Source organism: uncultured Fibrobacter sp., assembly GCF_947166265.1.
In the GTDB taxonomy this organism is placed as follows: Bacteria; Fibrobacterota; Fibrobacteria; order Fibrobacterales; family Fibrobacteraceae; genus Fibrobacter.
Map to the genome: position 1 here is coordinate 1 of NZ_CAMVDO010000027.1, position 17121 is coordinate 17121.

At 51.7% G+C, this 17121-nt stretch carries 13 protein-coding genes; 8 read left to right on the forward strand and 5 right to left on the reverse strand.

From position 1 onward, the window contains the following. Window positions 1–254 precede the first annotated feature (254 nt). The gene (locus Q0W37_RS11835) at window positions 255–1268 is read right to left on the reverse strand and encodes a hypothetical protein (RefSeq protein ID WP_297701769.1); all 1014 of its coding nucleotides are present in this window, start codon (window positions 1266–1268) and stop codon (window positions 255–257) included. A 410-nt stretch (window positions 1269–1678) separates the two neighbouring features. Continuing rightward, the gene (uvrC, locus tag Q0W37_RS11840) at window positions 1679–3580 is read right to left on the reverse strand and encodes an excinuclease ABC subunit UvrC (RefSeq protein WP_297701770.1); all 1902 of its coding nucleotides are present in this window, start codon (window positions 3578–3580) and stop codon (window positions 1679–1681) included. Between the two features lie 70 nt (window positions 3581–3650). On the opposite strand from uvrC, the gene Q0W37_RS11845 reads away from it, so the two are divergent. Both Q0W37_RS11845 and Q0W37_RS11850 read left to right on the forward strand, forming a co-directional pair. Beyond that, window positions 3651–4550 carry a hypothetical protein gene (locus Q0W37_RS11845; protein WP_297701771.1) on the forward strand — a complete coding sequence of 300 codons (900 nt, stop codon included), beginning with the start codon at window positions 3651–3653 and terminating at the stop codon, window positions 4548–4550. 43 nt (window positions 4551–4593) lie between these two features. After that, window positions 4594–4908, forward strand: coding sequence for a hypothetical protein (locus tag Q0W37_RS11850; RefSeq protein WP_297701772.1), 315 nt, complete (start codon window positions 4594–4596; stop codon window positions 4906–4908). A 74-nt stretch (window positions 4909–4982) separates the two neighbouring features. Here Q0W37_RS11850 and Q0W37_RS11855 read toward each other — a convergent pair whose 3' ends face one another. Next, a complete protein-coding gene (locus tag Q0W37_RS11855) occupies window positions 4983–5891 on the reverse strand; it encodes an FISUMP domain-containing protein (RefSeq protein ID WP_297701773.1) in 909 nt (302 codons plus the stop codon). Between the two features lie 53 nt (window positions 5892–5944). Between Q0W37_RS11855 and Q0W37_RS11860 the strand changes: the two genes are divergently transcribed. From Q0W37_RS11860 to Q0W37_RS11870, 3 genes are all read left to right on the forward strand, one after another. Further along, window positions 5945–6352: an NADH-quinone oxidoreductase subunit A gene (locus tag Q0W37_RS11860; protein ID WP_297701774.1), complete on the forward strand. Its 408-nt coding sequence runs from the start codon at window positions 5945–5947 to the stop codon at window positions 6350–6352. 126 nt (window positions 6353–6478) lie between these two features. Then, entirely contained in the window at window positions 6479–7837 is a 1359-nt protein-coding gene (argA, locus tag Q0W37_RS11865) for an amino-acid N-acetyltransferase (RefSeq protein ID WP_297701775.1), read from the forward strand. Further along, window positions 7837–8427, forward strand: a complete 591-nt coding sequence (locus Q0W37_RS11870; protein WP_297701776.1) for a nitroreductase — start codon at window positions 7837–7839, stop codon at window positions 8425–8427. Before argA ends, Q0W37_RS11870 begins: the two co-directional genes overlap by 1 nt. A 417-nt stretch (window positions 8428–8844) precedes the next feature. Here the strand turns inward: Q0W37_RS11870 and Q0W37_RS11875 are convergent, their stop codons facing one another. Together Q0W37_RS11875 and Q0W37_RS11880 are read right to left on the reverse strand one after the other, a co-directional pair. Next, window positions 8845–10131, reverse strand: a complete 1287-nt coding sequence (locus tag Q0W37_RS11875) for a hypothetical protein (protein ID WP_297701777.1) — start codon at window positions 10129–10131, stop codon at window positions 8845–8847. A gap of 309 nt (window positions 10132–10440) precedes the next feature. Beyond that, complete coding sequence (locus Q0W37_RS11880) at window positions 10441–12189, reverse strand: right-handed parallel beta-helix repeat-containing protein (protein ID WP_297701778.1); 1749 nt, start codon at window positions 12187–12189, stop codon at window positions 10441–10443. A gap of 86 nt (window positions 12190–12275) precedes the next feature. Between Q0W37_RS11880 and Q0W37_RS11885 the strand changes: the two genes are divergently transcribed. From Q0W37_RS11885 to Q0W37_RS11895, 3 genes are all read left to right on the forward strand, one after another. Then, the gene (locus Q0W37_RS11885) at window positions 12276–12767 is read left to right on the forward strand and encodes a hypothetical protein (RefSeq protein WP_297701779.1); all 492 of its coding nucleotides are present in this window, start codon (window positions 12276–12278) and stop codon (window positions 12765–12767) included. 130 nt (window positions 12768–12897) lie between these two features. Further along, entirely contained in the window at window positions 12898–14427 is a 1530-nt protein-coding gene (locus Q0W37_RS11890; RefSeq protein ID WP_297701780.1) for a glycoside hydrolase family 5 protein, read from the forward strand. Window positions 14428–14535: 108 nt separating this feature from the next. After that, window positions 14536–17118: an InlB B-repeat-containing protein gene (locus Q0W37_RS11895; protein WP_297701781.1), complete on the forward strand. Its 2583-nt coding sequence runs from the start codon at window positions 14536–14538 to the stop codon at window positions 17116–17118. The last annotated feature ends 3 nt before the right edge of the window (window positions 17119–17121 follow it).

The following is a 17121-nucleotide window of genomic DNA, read 5'->3' on the forward strand; positions in this document are numbered from 1 at the left end:
TCCTTAATTTTGTATTCCATGTTTATATATCCTTTTTTATGGCACGATTTTTGCGACGATTCATAAGGTCGCATGCCTCGTACAGATTCTTTTTATGCATAAATATAGTTATATGCATAAAAAGCGTCAACTCCATGGCCCCATAAAATGCCGTAAAAAGAAAAATCCCCACGCGGGGGATTGTTTTGGGCGGTCGAAGGAGGGCACTTTTTTATCAAGCGGCTCATTTCGACGCTAAAATGGATTAACTGGGGCTATTCTTCTACCGTGGATTCCTGCGGAATGCCCTGGGCGAGGTAGTCCAGGTAAAGCTGCTGGGCCTTGGGGTCGTACATCACCACGTCGTAGAGTTCGCCAAGCTTTCCGGTGCGCGATTCCACCATGAGGCCTGCGAGCGAACCCTTTTCGGTGGGCAGGTAGGCGACGCGACCTTCGGGCGAGGTTTTGAGTTCGAGGTAGCCTTCTGCCACGTACCAGTCGCGAATTACTTTGTAGTAGATTCGTTCCATGTCGGGGCCAACCAGCGTGTTCAGGCGCCTTGCGATTTCGCTCACGGGGATGGGAGTTTCTTCGTTCGGGTAGCCCTTAAGCTCTTCGGCGGTTACCTGGAATTTCTTTTTCGCCTTGCGGGCGGGCTTTTCGGTCCATTCGTCCTGATTGGCCTTGCGGTTTGCGAAACGTTCGTTTGCTATAGCGACGCATTTCTGGATGTTGTCCAGAATGTACTGCTGGGCCTGCTGCCAGCATTGCGTATAAATGTTGTGATGTCCGCGCAGGTCCGATTCGCCCTTCTCGAATCCGTAGGTTTCACCGGTGGGCGTCGGCAGGTTCGCTTCCTTGCCGTCTTCGGCGACCTGTCTCGAGAGGATTCCCTCCTGCACCAAGAAATTTGCTACGTCGGCGTAGAGCAGGTGGTTCATGTTGTTGGGGAGGAGTTCGTTGATGTTGCGTACCACGCGCGAAATCGAAACCGGATAGTCGAAGAAGCGGTAGCGCTTGAGAGCCTCGGCGTCGATCGAAAGTTCCTGCATCTGGGGCTTTGCGTTACGTTTCGTGTTGCGCGGAGTCTCCGATGGAACGGGTGCCACCTGGTCGTGGTTGAGCTGCTGTTGCAACAGGGAGGCCACGTAGGCGAGACATCTGCTGATGCGTTCCTGCTTGCAGGAATCCCCTTCGGGCAGAATTTCGTCTGTCAGCGGGTTCACGCCGCAGGACAGCTTGCGCAGGTACATTTCGGCACGTTCGATAATTGCGTTTTCAGAGGCCATAAAAACTCCATCTTAGCAAATAGCTGCGCAAAGATAGCTTATTTTGGGCGGGGAATGGCGTTGCCGATTTCTATAAATAAAAAAAAGGCATTCCGCACGGTGGAACACTCGAAGCTACTCATTCAAAAATGATAGCAGTGCCTCGGGGCTTTGTTTTTCGCGTCGGAGCGCGCCTAAACTGAACACCAAGAGCGACGAGCTTTAATAATACTGTTAGATCGGGCGTTAATCCGTGGGATGCCTGTATCCCTAATATACCCAACTTGAAGGACAAAAACAAGAGCAAAATCGAAAAATTTTTTTTGAGCTCCGGCAAAGCCCCGTAAAGTAAACATTTGTTTTCGGTAATTGGCGAATTTGAGGCGTAATGGGCATTTGTAGACAAATGGGCCCTATTCCACCTTGGAGTATTATTTTTCGCTGGCGTCGCCTTCGGCGGGGGAGCCGTCGTCCTTTTTTTCGTAGTCGGGCGTGATGAAATTGGCACAATACTCGGCGACTTTTTCGCGGAGGTTGTTGCCGCGGACCTTGCCGAGCAACAGTTCGATGTCTTCGAGGGGGGCCGCCATGAAAGATTCTGCGCTGCGGTATTTCGAGAGAATTTTCACGCGCGTCTCGTGGCCGACACCAGGCATCTTGAGCCATTCGACTTCGAGGTCCTTCTTGCGCTTGCTGCGTTGGTAGGTGATGGCGAAACGGTGCGCCTCGTCGCGGGCGTTCTGCAAAAGCTTTAGCGCGGGGCTTGTGCGGTGCAGCACGATGCTTTTGCGGTCGTCGGGGAATACGATTTCTTCGAGGCGTTTCGCAAGTCCGATGAGCGGTAAATCTTGGTCGTGGCCTAGTTCCTTGAGAATCTGCATCGTGGCGTCCACCTGGCCCTTGCCGCCGTCGCATACCCACAGGTCGGGCATGGGCACGCCCTCGTTTTCGAGGCGTTTAATGCGGCGGGTCATCACCTCGCGCATGCTCGCGAAGTCGTCAACGCCTTCGACGGTCTTGATGATGAACTTGCGGTAGTTGCTCTTGTCGGGGCGCCCGTTCTTGAAGGCGACGAGGCTTGCCACGGTGTTGGTTCCGCTGAGGTGCGAAATGTCCACGCACTCGATGCGGAAAGGCGTCTTTTTCAGTCCGAGAACTTTTTGCAGCTCGAAAACGCTCTGGTCGATTTCGCTGTACTTCTGCACTTCGGCGCGCATTTCCACGAGGATCATGTCGGCGTTTGCGCCGGCGAGCCTCAGGAATCCGAGTTTTTCGCCGCGCTGGGGAACCGTGAACTGTACCTTTCGCCCCGCCTGCTTGCTGAGCGCCGCTTCGAGTTCTTCCTTGTCGTCGGGGAGTATGATGTCGGTCGCGATTTCGGCAGGGATCAGGGGCGCCTCCATGTACCACGGGAGCACCATCTGCCTAAAGATTTCCGTCTCGTCGTCTTCGAGCTTGCATTCGAGCCGGTAGTGCCTGCGCCCCATGAGTACGCCCTTGCGGTACTCGAGAATCACCGCCGCGGCCATGTCGCCGTTGCGCCGGAGCGTCACCACGTCCAGCGAGAGGTTCGGGTCGCTGGTGTCGGTTTTCTGGTGCGTGCCCGTCGCCTGCAGCGCCTGGATGGCGTCGCGTTTTTTCATCGCGGTTTCAAAGTCCAGGTTCGCGCTCGCCTCTTCCATTTCGCGCTGCCATTGGTCTATCAGGTCGTCACGCTTGCCTTCGAGCATGAGCCTTGCGTTGGCGACATCCTTGGCGTAGTCTTCCTGGCTAATGAGCCCTGCGCAGGGGGCGCTGCAGCGGCCGATATGGTAATTGAGGCAGGGGCGTACGGGGCGTTTGGCGGGCAGTTCCATGGAGCATTCCCGCAACTTGAAAAGCCTTGCCCCGAGATCTATTAGTTTGTCTATAACACGGGAGCCCATGTAGGGGCCGTAGTACTGGCGACCGTCTTTCTTGACCGAACGCGAAAGGGTGAGTCTCGGGAAGGGTTCCTTGACTGAAAATGCCAAGTACGGAAAGTGCTTGTCGTCTTTCAGGAGTACGTTGTACTTGGGCGTGTGCTTGCGGATCAGGTTTGCCTCGAGGATCAGCGCTTCCTGTTCGCTTTCGGTGATAATCCACTCGATATCGCGGATAAAGGGGAGCATGAGCGTTGCCGCGCGGTGCCCGTTGTGTTCGCTGCCGTCGAAGTAGCTGCGCACGCGGTTCTTGAGCACTTTCGCCTTGCCGATGTAAATGATTTTCCCCTGGGCGTTCTTCATGATATAGACGCCGGGGCGGTCGGGCAATTCCGAGAGCCTTCGCTGTATATGTTCATTTACAGAAATCATTTGGCATTTATGCAAAAATTTAGTTATCTTAATATTGTAAAAGTTCTGAAAATCTTTATACGGAGCAAAGATGAATTTAGAAAAAATGAGTATGCTTTCCCAGAAAATCGAGGGTGTCCTGGGAACGGTTCGAACCCTTAAAGAAGAAAATGCAAAAATCAAGCGGGAACTGGCTGCCGCGCACGCAACGCTTCAGGACAAGTCGCTTCTCCTGGAGACGGCCAATTCGAATCTTGCCGAATGCAAGGCCGCTCTTGACGCGAGTGTGAACCAGGCGAACGCCCAGAGCGATATGCTTGGAAAGCGCGAAGCGGAAGTTGCCTCGCTCAACGACCGTGTAACGGTTCTCGGTCAGCAGCTGGTGGAAAAGGACGGCTGCATCGAAAGCCTCGAAGCCAAGGTTCGCGAACTGACTTCCAATGCGGAACTGCTTGGCGGACAGATTAACGAAAAGTCCGAACTCTTGAATGCCGTGAATGCGCAGGTCATCGAAAAGGATGCGACCATCGCCTCGCTCATGACGCAGCTCAACGAAAAGAACAACATCATCGAGGGCCTGAACGAACAGCTGGAAGCCCAGAACGAAGAAATCGCCGAGGCTCAGGAAAAGTTCACGCAGCTGGTGGAAACCATCGAAAATGAACTCGGCACGGATATCCAGCTCGACCAGGGCGATGATGCCCCGGCAGCAGAAGATACGACCGAGGCCTCTCTCGAAAATGAAGCCGAAGAAGCGGTGTCCGAAGATGCCGTCGCCGAAGAGGTAGCATCCGAAGAACCTTCCGCAGAAGAACCGGTCGCCGAAGAGTCCGTGGAAGAAGCTCCGGTTTCCGAGCCGCAGGTAGACGAATCTGTGTCGCAGGAAACCGAAGAGGACATTCCGACGATTGAAGTCCACAGTGCAGACGAAAATGACAACGACTTGTTCGCGAGCAAGCAGGAGGGCTCGCAGACAAATTTTTTCGGATAAGGATGCTGATGGATGACGATCCATTTGGCGTAGGGATAAAATAATGGCTACTATCGAACCTTTAAGATCGGTAAATATCTCCGTTGCACAGGAAATGATCCAGATCCGCACCGACTTGCCCGATGCGGAACTTTCCGAAATCGTAGATAGCATCAACCAGCGGTTTGAACGCTCTGCGAAATTCCAGATGGACAGCCGAAAGCGCATGGCTCTGCTTGCAGTCGAGCTGATGTCCGAAATCAAGGAAATGCGCAAGCAGCTCTCCCGAGCAAAGATCTACTACGACCAGATGGAGAAGGAGATTCAGAACATCACGCTCCTGCTGGACGAGGGCATGGACGGTCTTGAACGGTTGTAAGGTATCGATATTCTAAAAAAATGAAACCCGGACTTTTGTCCGGGTTTTTTGCTGTAACTTTGTACGTGACGGACTTAGTCCTGTACGCAGCGTACGCTGAAGAGCTTCGACTGGTCGTCGTTCTGGAATTTCATTTCGCAGTTCTTATCGCCATAGTCGCAGGACTTCGCTACAAAGATGACTCCGCATTTGTCTGTTTTGCAGTTTTGGTCATCTGACGATTGGGTGGCTTCGCCGGCTTTTAGCCAGTAGAATCCCATTTGGTCGATGTAGTTGTAGTCATTGGATTTACGTCCACCGTATTGCCAGAAGGTGGTGTCGGCCATGGCGGCGTTAAACTGCGCGCGCGTGGGGAGCGACCAGCCCAAGGGACAGGCCTTTTGTGCCGAGACGTAGCTGTACATTCTACCGTAAGAGGCGCACTTGGAGTCGTCGTCCTCGTAACAGGGATCACCGGTGTTGTAGGCGATGTTTTTTGCCATCCAGAGCTTGCCGCCGATGTTGGCTAGAGCGTAGGTCTGGTTGTCTCGCGTATCGGTCATTGTCATACCGTTGACTACGGGAGCTTTCTGCGCTTCTTGCGACATGTTGATGTCGATGGTGTAAGACGAAGAAGACTTGGGGGCAGACGAGGAGGATTCGTTCGCGTGTTCCTTTTTGCACTCGTCGCTCCAGCAGAAGGTTCCGCTGCTGTAGTAGTCGTGGTCGCGGGTGCCGCCGTCTAGGTTGATTTCGACCTGGGTCCTGATGACGGTCGTGTCGCCCGGAGTAGAAGAGGAATTGCTGCTAGAAGGCTTCTTGTTGTCCTTGGAAGCCGAACTGGTAGGAGCGGTTGAGGTAGAAGATGATTTCGTTTTTGCAGAAGAAGACACCTCGGCCGTTGCATTGTCTGCGGTGACAATGGACTCGAGGTTATCAGACGTACATCCCGAAAATAAGCACACCACACCCACACATCCCAAAAATGTAGTGATTTTTTTCATGCCTGCAAATATAGTTTACATTTCGGGGCTTAACTAGCAAAAAGATTTTTACTATGTTTGATCTCACTATGACGAACGTTGAAATCTTCGATACTACTTTTGCGATGACCATTTTGGTGGTGCTTGCACTCGTTGTTCCTACCGCACTTCTGGTGGCGAACTGGTTTTTGCATCCGGGAAAGATCAAGGGGACTTCGATCAAGGGTACGTCTTACGAATGTGGTGTTGCCCACGTGTCCGGTACTTCGGGCGAACGCTATCCCGTCAAGTATTACATGGTCGCCATGCTGTTCCTGGTCTTTGACCTCGAAGTGGCGTTCCTCTATCCCTGGACCGTCCAGTTCCTCAAGGGCGGTTGGGACCTGTTGTTCGTGCTGCTCGGCTTCCTCGTGATTCTCGAAGCAGGCTATATCTACCTGGTGAAGAAGGGAATCCTCAACTGGACCCGCATCCAGGATTAGTTCAAGAATATTCTATCTCAACTAGCGAACGCGGTCCTACGGGGCCGCGTTTGTTATTCGCCCTTCGCCTTGACAATAGGCGGCCCGCCTATTGCCGCGGCTCGGCATTTTTCTAACTTATTTAATATGAGTAACGCGACATCTGACTTTAATTCGCAACATTTTGAGGTTGCCGGTTTCATTCGCGAAGTGTTTGGTTATATGGAACGCTTCAAGGGCCAGCTGTTCGTGCTGAAAATCGAGGATGACCTGATGAGTCACCCCCTGTTCCCGGTGCTCATGCGCGATATCGCCATTCTGCACAAGTCGGGAATCCGCATCATTATTGTGCCGGGTACGCGTAACAGTATCGATGCTCAGCTCAAGGCGTGGGAACTGGAATCTACGTTCCATGCCGGTGTGCGCCTTACAAGCGAAGAAGCCCTGCCGCATATCGAGCAGGCGTCCTTGGGCGTTGCACAACACATTATGAGTCACCTCACGGCAAGCGGCCTTAGGGGTATTCAGGGTAACTGGGTACTTGCCCGCAGCATGGGTGTCATAGACGGTGTGGACTACATGCGCACCGGTCGTATCGAACGTATTCAGCGCGATATCCTGGAACAGCTTCTGGACGAAAATTTTGTGCCGATTATCCCGCCGATTGGCTGGAACAAGATTGGACACGCCTACAACATCAGCTCGACCGAACTTGCGACCGAACTCTGCAAGTACATGAAGGTCGGGAAACTTTTCTTTATCGGTAACCAGAACGGTATCAAGCTCGAAGGCCTTGTGACGGGCCGCAACACCAAGTACCTGGAACCCACGGATTCCGGCGTTATTTCGGCTATGGACGTGGACCAGGCGAAGGAACTTCTGGAACTCAATTCCGACCAGCTCGACTTTGCGCAGATGGATTACCTGATGAACGCCATTCGGGCGTGTGAAGCCGGTGCGAACCGTGTTCACTTGCTGAGCGGTGAATTCCAGGGAAGCGTGCTGCAGGAAGTGTTCAGTGCCCGTGGCGACGGCACCATGGTGTACGCAAACCAGTACTCCAGTATCAGGCCCGCAAACATCGAGGACATTCCCGATATCCTGCGCATTATGCAGGACTACATCGACAAGGGATTCCTGGTGCCGCGTACGCAGGAAAGCATTTCCGAAAAGCTCAAGGATTATGTTGTCTACAGCATCGACAACAGCATTCACGGCTGTGGCGCCCTGCACGAATTCGAAGACGGTATGGCCGAAGTCGCAGGCATCGCGGTGGGCGCGAACTACCGCAAGTCGGGCATTGGCGACGCTATCGTTCGTCACCTGATTTCTGTCGGTCGCATGAAGGGCTACAAGAAGCTGTTCTTGCTTACCACGCAGGCGCTCGACTGGTTCTACCATTTCGGATTCGAAGACGGTACGGTCGAGGAACTGCCGAAGAGCAAACGCGACCATTACAACCAGAAACGGAAATCGCGCATTCTGATTATGCCGCTGGAGAAATAATGAACGTCATAGAAGCGATCAAGACACGCCGCAGTACGCGCAAGTTCAAGGCTGAACCTGTGGAATTGGAAAAGTTGCAGGCTATCGTCGAGGCGGGCCAATTCGGACCCACCGGCGGTAACGCGCAGAGCAACCACTTTTTCGTGATTTCGGATGCTTCGGTGATTGCAAAGCTCAAGGAGCTCGTGCAGTCGGCCTTTGCCGCAATGGAACTCCGCGAAGACCTTTACAAGAGCCTCAAGAATTCGATTACGCTTTCGCGCAAGGGCAACTATTCTTTCTGCTACACCGCACCTGTATTGATCGTGGTCGCGAACAAGAAGGAATACGGCAACAACATGGCCGATGTTGCCTGCGCCGTAGAAAACATGATGCTTGCCGCGAACGAACTCGATCTTGGCAGCTGCTACATCAATCAGCTCAAGTGGCTGAACGAAGATCCGACGCTCCTCGAATACCTGCGTTCGCTTGGCCTTAAGGAAGACGAACGCGTGTACGCCTCGGTCGCCCTCGGCTATGCCGATACCGAAAGCGGCCTCCCGAACCGTACGGAATCCCCGCGCGTCGGCAACGAAGTCGTGTTCGTCTAAAAAAACAATTTTTTATCGCGTCATCTTTTGTCGCAGTAAAACCTATTTTGATAGTATATCAAAATAAGGAGTGCAAATATGAAAAAGGGGAAGGGCTACGTGGAAACCCTGGGACCAAACGGATCCCGCCGCGTATGGACGCCAGAAGAGTACGATGCGTTCTTGAAGAAGCTTGACTCTCACCCCGACCAGCACGGGGCCGAATTATTAAGGCGTATGTTAAATCCGATATATCATGAGCCCGCGAAAGGCTAATGGCTAAATTGAGAAGAATCCGTACAGAATTATAAACGCGGATTGACGGATATTTTTTCAATCAGTACATGGTAAATTTCCGTGTTTTCAATCTGCATGATGGTAGTGATTTTATTGCCTGCATCGTTGCTCTACAAGCCAAAATACTTGACCTCGGCAATGTCAATGCAAGCATTGCCGCTGCTCTCGGTCTTCGTATTTTATTCTTGAAGCTCCGCAGTGACCCACTATTAAAAAACCTGCAAATCCAATAATTAGCGAAAGCCCAAAGAACAGCGAAAGGAGCTTGATAAAGAACATCGCCTCGTCGCGGGTGATGGATTCCATGGAAATGTCCGCGCCCACGTAAGCAACCGTCTTCCCGGCGGCATTTTTGAGGGGTCTATACACCGAGAGGAGCCTGCCAAACTGGTCATCCGAAATAATGGGTTCAACTTCCTCGCCGTTCAAAAACTTCGGCAGATATTCTTTAAACGAAGGTTCAACGGCAAAGACTTCGCCCGGTGCGTTAGCCGGCACGCCTTCGGTATCGAGGTCAAAAACCACATGGCAGCCATCAGGCAAAAATTTGTACACATATATATACTTTATCTGCGAGAAACTTTCTCGGATGCCAGAAAGAACTTCGCGCGTGCGCTGGTAGCCTTCGACCTCGTAACCCCGAGCCAGGTAATCATCCACCTTTTCGGCATCGACGGCAATAGACGCCGCTTCGGTCACGCCATTGGCGATACTGACAAAATTATTGATGCAGTTGTCGCGGTACAAGAAAAATCCAATCATGCTCGCAAGCCCGCCCAAAAGGACTTCCGCAACAATCACCATGATTACAACCTTGTTCAGCAAGGAATGGCGAATCGACATTTTGTCCGAAGAAAATCCCTTTTCAGATCCTTTAAGATGGATGAGCTGGACATCCTTCAGTTCATCTTTGAGTCTATGCGGGATAAATCGATAAATAAGTGCAGACAAGAGAACAATGACGCCCTTGTCAAAAATATCTATCACGAAATCGGCAACGAGCTGCGCATTGAAGCGGTTCCAGTGAAAAACGTCGTGGAACGCAATCGCGAACGGCGCAGAGATGCCCTCGCCAAAATTGAACCCGTACAAAGCATATGTAAAGACGGAACCGATACCACCGCTAATCAACGCAAAGAGCAATATGACTATGAGCAGTTTCCAGATATGATGGAAGAATCCTCGACGAAAAAGGAATGTCGCAAGCGTCGCAATTAAAATGCTCAGGACGCCATAGTAAGTCGCGACCGGCTCGGAAATTCCGTTGATGGCGTTCACGCTGAAGCCCACGATGACCGCAGGTAGGTAACCGCCGAGCATAGCTGTAAGTACAGTGCCCAGGCAGTCCAAGTACAAGGGAATTCCGAAGAAAATTGCAAGCTTAGCGGGGATAACGTTCAGGAGCAAACCCACAAGCATCAGTAGCAAAGCATTCCTCGAACGCGAGAAAAAAACACGGACCAAGTCCCACAATTTTTTTAGGTTTTGCTTCAATTTCAAAACATACTTTCTCATACCAAAATTCTTCCTTTTAACTTACATAATATAAAAAAAAAACGGTCAGCATACACAATTCTGCCATAAAAAAAGATGCCCACACGGTGGCGGGCATGACAAACCATTCTTCCAGGATGAAGACAATGTGTTTAGCGGTATTCGAATTTAGCTTCGAAGAGGTGCTGAAAGAAACATAAAACGGGCGCCCATTCAGCACCTAAACGGTAATCTTTAAATCAACTACTTTACAATCTTCAATCTGTTACCCTGCCGCACAATGTAGGCGCCGGGGGTCCTGAATTTGGTGCGGAGCACTTCGGCAACGGTGCCGAATCTAAGCTGTTCGGGATGTAGGGTTCCCAAGTAGCGTCCCTGCATGTCGAATACGAGCGCGGCGCCACGAGCATTGTGCAATGCGGGCAAATGGCCGTTGCGGGGCGTGGCGATGAACGCGGCAGTTCCGGAAGAAGAACCCGCGGCAGAACTAGATGAGATTGCGGAATTGCTTGATGAAAGCTGCGCCGAGTTGCTCGAAAGTCCGTATTCGAATGCGCCGAGGTCGGGGGCCTCGCCCACAAACGGGAATCCGATTTTTTCGCCCTTGTCAATCGCGCGGCTCCCCTTCTTGAGTTTCAAGAAGCCCACATTAGGTATGCTTCCGTCGGCGTTGCGCGGGCCCAAGATTCCCACGATAGTCGAAAGGTCCTTGCCGGTTACGGTCATGCTCGGGTCGTCGAGACTTTCAAAGTCGTTTTCGGTCAGGTCGAGTTTCAGGTTCCATGTGTTGTTCTCGCCGGCGGGGCATTCCACATAACGGTCGATGTTCTGGCTCGGTATATACTCCCAGCATTCTCCGACTTGCGAATTCTTGTTCGGGAAGGCAATGTTGTTCTTGAGCACGTGGGCGTTGTCGCCGGTGAGGGGCGCTACCTCGGCAATGCGGTTCCCCTGCGAATCAAAGAGCGTCGATGCCATGGCAAATTCGCGGTCCTTGTTCATGTACGACGTGTTGTTGAGCCACTTGCTGCCCACGCCGGTGTAGTTCGCGTAAAAGCCCGTCGACTTGTTTTTCCAGGCGGCGCAGAACTTTATGGTATGCCGCCCGCCGCCGAGGGTGCTTTCGCCCATCTTGATGCCGTGTCCGTTGCCGTTCTTCGGGTTGCCAAGCCCGTAGTCGCTGTAGCCGTTCCCCATCGCGTAGCAGTTCTCCAGCACCACGGGGAATTCCTGGTTGATGAAGTCGAAACCGTCGTCGCTGTTCCACCAGGCGCGGCACCCGATGAACTTCGTGGTATCGCCCTCGCCGGGTTTCTGGTAATGCGCGCCGAAACCGTCGGCATTTTCGCCGTCGCCCTGCCAGCCCAAAGGATCGTAGTTGTCGTGTGCATCGCAGTTCAAGAAGATGTGTCCACCGCCATCGGCGGCACCGTCATTCGCAAAGAATCCGGGGCCTGCATTGTGGTGGCTGTCAATCTGCTCCAAGAAAATATGCTTGCTCGCGTAAAGGAAAACGCCGGAATTGGAATTGTGTATCATGGGCGTATTGCGGACCTCGAAACCCTTCAGGTGAAGGTACTTTGCCGCAATCACGATAGGCGAGGTGTACATCGCCCCTTCGGGGGTACCGTCGCTATGTTCCCCGCCTGCGGCCACGGGGAGGTTTGCCGCGTCAAAAATCGGACGCTCGCCAGGATAGGCCAGGTAGTGGATGCGGTTGTCATCGCTTTCTCCGCTCGCGGTCAATAGGATGCCCGCCGTCATCTTGTATCGCGAATAAAAGACCGTGTCGTGCAGGTCGTAAATACCGCCGCGAATCCATACGGTATCGCCTGCGGCGACCACCTTGTTCGCCTTGTTGAGCGTCGCGAAGGGCTTGTCTTTAGAACCCGCGTTGTTATCGCTGCCGTCGGTCGCCACGTAATAAACGGCTCCGAACGCCTGTGCCACCGAAAGGGCGAACCCCATTGTCAATAAGAACTTTGCTCCCATATACGCCTCAAGTAAGTAATTTTAATATACACTTTTCTCGTGCCACCGTCAGCCAAATTTTGTATTATTTAGGCAGAGATTGAAATATGTCAGAACAAATTTTAACTCGTGAATCCTTAATTGAATTTTTCGGTGAACAGGAATATGAAAAACTTTGCCGCCACGAGGCTGGCCACGCGCTGATCGCGATCCTGTTCAAGCGCCCCGTCGATTACGTCAAAATCAACAACTCCAAGGAAAAGCCGAGCGTCACGCGTATGCCGGGGAACTCGCTCGAAGGGTCTGCCCATATCGCGATTGCGGGGCACATGTCAGAGTTCTTGATGCGCAAGAATTTCGCCTGCGACCTGGACACCGTCATGAAGGAACTCCCGATGGAACTTTACCGGAGCGATCCGGATTACCAGAGTTTCCAGGCATCCTGCTACTACTATCAGCTTTCCGAAGCGAATGTTGTCGAGCAGGTGTACAACCTGATGATGGCCTGCCAAAAGCAGCTTGCCGCGATTGCTGCCGCCCTGAACGAAAAGACGAATTTGAGCAACGCGGACCTCGTCGCGATTTTAAGTGCGAAGTAGCGACTCCCACCTGTTTGATAAATCGTCCACGCTATTTTCGGCGTGGATTTTTGTTTTTGTCGCGACAGGATGTATATTTAGTGTGGGTTGTTTAAATAAGGGTTGCAAGCGCATCCCTAAAGGGTTGTTTATGCTTAAAAGCATTTTACGGACTGCGGCAGTGGCCGCTTCCTTCTCTATGGTTTCGTTGTCGGCGGGGGTTTCGCCGGTACAGGCCGAAACGCTTCCGACTGCAAATGAGATGTTTGCGAAGATGGGCTTTGGCATTAACATTGGAAACACGATGGAAGTTCCAGGGAATCCAACGGGGTGGGGCAACAAGTTCCCGACCGAGGCGTATATTGATTCGGTCAAGGCGGCGGGCTTCAGCACGATTCGCATTCCGTGTGCGTGGTACAGCCATTCGAACGCCATGTCGCGCGATTCAAGTAAGGCAGACATTGTTCCGGGCGGTGGCCCGAACGAAATTGCCGCAAGTTGGATGGATTCGGTGCAGACGGTTGTCGATATGTGCATGCGCGCAGGTCTCGTGACGATTCTCAATATCCACTGGGATAACGGCTGGCTCGAAGGCAAGCTGAACGATACCGACAAGGACGCCGTGAACGCCCGCCAGAAGGATTTCTGGACGCAGATTGCAAGCCACTTCAAGAACTACAATGAGAACCTGCTTTTCGCGAGTGCGAACGAGCCTGCCACAACGGATGCGAACTACAAACACGAAACCGAAATCCTGATGACGTACCACCAGACCTTCGTGGATGCGGTGCGTGCGACGGGTGGCAACAACGGAAGCCGTACGCTCATTATTCAGGGGCCTTCCACGAGCATTGACCGTACTTCCGAAGTGATGCCGGTCGACAAGCTCCCGAAAGACGTGATTGAAAATCGCCTGATGGTCGAGGTACATTTCTACGATCCTTATACCTATACGCTTCTGAATGACGTGGTGAACTGGGGAGCCGAAGTTTATCCGCAATACTACTGGGGCGATGACCTTGCGACAGGTGCGGATATCGTGCATAACTGTGGATACAACGCCTGGGCGGGAGCTATGGGTGACAAGTGCACCAGCGCCCAGATTCAGGACCAGTTTGGCAAGATGAAAAAGAACTTTGTCGATAAGGGCGTGCCTGTGATTATCGGCGAGTTCGGCGCCAATGACCGCGTGGACGTTCTGACGGGCGACAAGTATGCCAAGCACCGCAAGGGCCGTCTTGCGTATTACGATGCCGTGATGAAGCTTGCCAAGGAAAATCAGGTGGTGCCTATCGCCTGGGATACCGGCCACGAGGGCGAAAACAACATGACCATTATCCGTCGCCAGACGGAACCGGACGGCTCCGTGTTCGACATGGATGTGCTGAAGATTATGCGCAGCGCTTATGGCCTTGACGATTACGTGAACAATGGAATTACGCATATCGATGATTTTGGCGGTCCGACAGGAATCGAGCCGCGTTCGGTGTCTGCCAGGGTGAATCTCGGACGCATTGTTCGCGTGAGGAAGCGCCTGGAATCTGACGGTGAAATTTCGTTATTCGACATGAACGGAGCGCTGGTGCGCCGCGGAATGAGGAGTCTTTCGCTGGAAAGCCTTCCGCTCGGCATCTATTTTGCCAAGAGCAGGGGCGACCTGATTAAGGTAAATGTTAGATAACATAACATTGTAAAAATTGACTAAATGTCCATGGAAACTCCGAATTTTTTGAAATTCGGAGTTTTTTTGATATATATTTTATATGAAATTATGAATAAAGGAGGAGGTATGTCATACCCGTTTGGCAAAGTATTTGGGGTACTTTTGCTTGCAACAGCTCTTTCGGCGGATGCCTATACCATCAAGTATAATTTGAATGGGGGTGTCAATGACCCTGAAAATCCGACAAGTTATGTTCAGGGGAAGACCAATCTTGTTTTAAAGGATGCGACCCGTGAAGGGTATTCCTTTATGGGGTGGTATATTGTCGATTCCGATTCGAGCCAATTGCGGGATGCCGTGAATTTTGAGAAGTATCAAGGTAAAACGATGCATACGGTTGGCTACTACCTTGGAAGTTTTACCGTAGAGGCTCGGTGGGGGCTTGTCCCGCAGATTCCCCAACAGGATGAACGAGGCTGTTACCTTATTCATAATGCCAATGAACTTTACGGTATAGCATCCGTTTCTGTCAACAACGTTTATTATTCGTATCCCCGTTCGGTTTTTGAGGGGTGTATTTCTCTCCAAAGTGACATTGTGGTGAACGAAAATGTGCTTGACGAGAGCGGAAAGCTGGCGAAAGATGACTATGTGTCATGGCATGAACTTGGATTCAAAGGTACGTTTGAAGGCAATGGATTCAAGATTTCGGGCCTTGTGGCCGAAAGAGGTCTTTTTGCAGAACTGGGGGATAAGGAAGGTAGCTGGCGCAACAACATTACCTATGTGAGGAACCTTGGAATCGAGGATTCCTACTTTTTCGGCGCAACTGCAGGGAGTGTTGCGGCTTTTGCTGTTGGTCCTGTGCGATTGAGGAATGTCTATTCGAATGCGACGGTCCATGCTTCAGGGAATGCGGGTGGACTCATCGGTGTAATTAATGTAACGAATGACGCCTGCCCGACGGCAGCCCCTTCGCCGATATCCACCGCGAAGTATGCTTCGAAGGCGGAGGGTGTTGATTCATCTCATGTGACTATTATCGAAAACGCCTACAGCAGGGGAATTGTTGAAGGCGAGTCTGTGGGAGGCATCGTTTCGGAAATGGATGCCGCGGTCTTGAGAAATGTCTATTTTGCCGGCGAACTGAAAGGGAAGTATTCGGACTGCATTGTGCAGGAGGAAGGATTTGCCTGCTATGCAAGTGAAAGCATTTTTGAAGTGGAGAATGCGCTGTGTATGAATTCCAAGAATACGAAAATTTCGCTGGCTTTGTCACTTGACGAGACCCAGTTTGCAGATGGAACGGCTCTTGGAATGCTTTCGGCGGGTGTGAATGGTTCTGCCTGGATTCAGGAGTTGGGCACGGATGCCTTCCCTGTCCTTGATGCGAGCCGGTTCGCGATACATTATGTGCTGAATGGTGGTGTAAATAGCGAACAGAATCCGAGTATCTATTCTATAAATGATGGCCCCTTCGCCCTAGAAGATGCCGTGAAGGAAGGTGACGAATTCGAGGGATGGTACACGGATGAAATGTTTACGCAAAAGGTTGAATCTATAAACACGGCCCTTTATGGGGACTGGACTCTCTATGCGAAATGGAAAAGTTTCTTTTTCGTCAATATTGACCTGAATGGCGGAACTCGTTATAGGGGCAATCCTCAAAGTGGAACATTGAAGTTCAAGTGGTCGGCGGATTCGTCGGTATTTGCTCTTTACGATGCCAGCCGTGACGGGTATGAATTCGAAGGCTGGTATACGGATCCCCTTTTCGCAGAAAAGATTGAACGGATTCCTGCAGGGAATACGGAAGATGTTACGGTGTATGCCAAGTGGAAGATGCTTGAATACACAATCACGTACCACTTGAACGGCGGCGTTAATGATTCTGAAAATCCGACGACGTTTACGGTCAAGGATGCGGGTTATGTATTCAAGGAACCGACCCGTGAGGGGGCGGAGTTCCTGTACTGGGCGAATTTTAGGCTGGGGTACCACAGAACCCTCAAAATTGACGACATGAAGAATCTTAATTTGTATGCAGAATGGACTCCAGTTCCGCAGCAGCCGCAAAAGAATTCAAAGGGGTGCTATCTCCTTACGTCCAAGGAAGAATTGTATTGGTTTGCGGGGCTTGTAAACGGAACCTTGAAAGGCGTAATTGAGAATTATGAGGCGTGCGCTTTCCTCCAGAACGATATCGTCGTCAATGAGGCTGTTCCGAAACAATCTGCAGATGAACTTGACACCATTGCTTACTTTAATTGGGATCCTATGTGGAACTTCAGTGGGACGTTTATGGGGAACGGCCATTCTATCTCGGGCTTGCTGGTAAATGATGAATGCAAGAGTGCGGAACATTATGGAGGCCTGTTCTGCGAAGTCTGGAGTGAAAAGTCTCTTTCGAGGGTGACGGTAAAAAACTCGTATATCATGGGTTCTGGCTATATCGATAGTCTTGCTGTTACAAGCGAACGTATGGCTCTTCCGAGTGTTGCCGCGAAAAGTAACTGGCGCCTCGATGTCCAGGGAAAACAGGTTTCGCTTTCGGGGCTTGCCGCAGGAAAGTTGCTTCTTGTAATGGATGTGCAGGGCCGAGTCTTGCGCCATATGCGTACGGAATCGTCAATGATAATCGAATTGCCGAAGACGGGACGTTTCCTGATCCGCTACGGAAACGAAACCCGCGCTGTCATGATCCGCTGATTT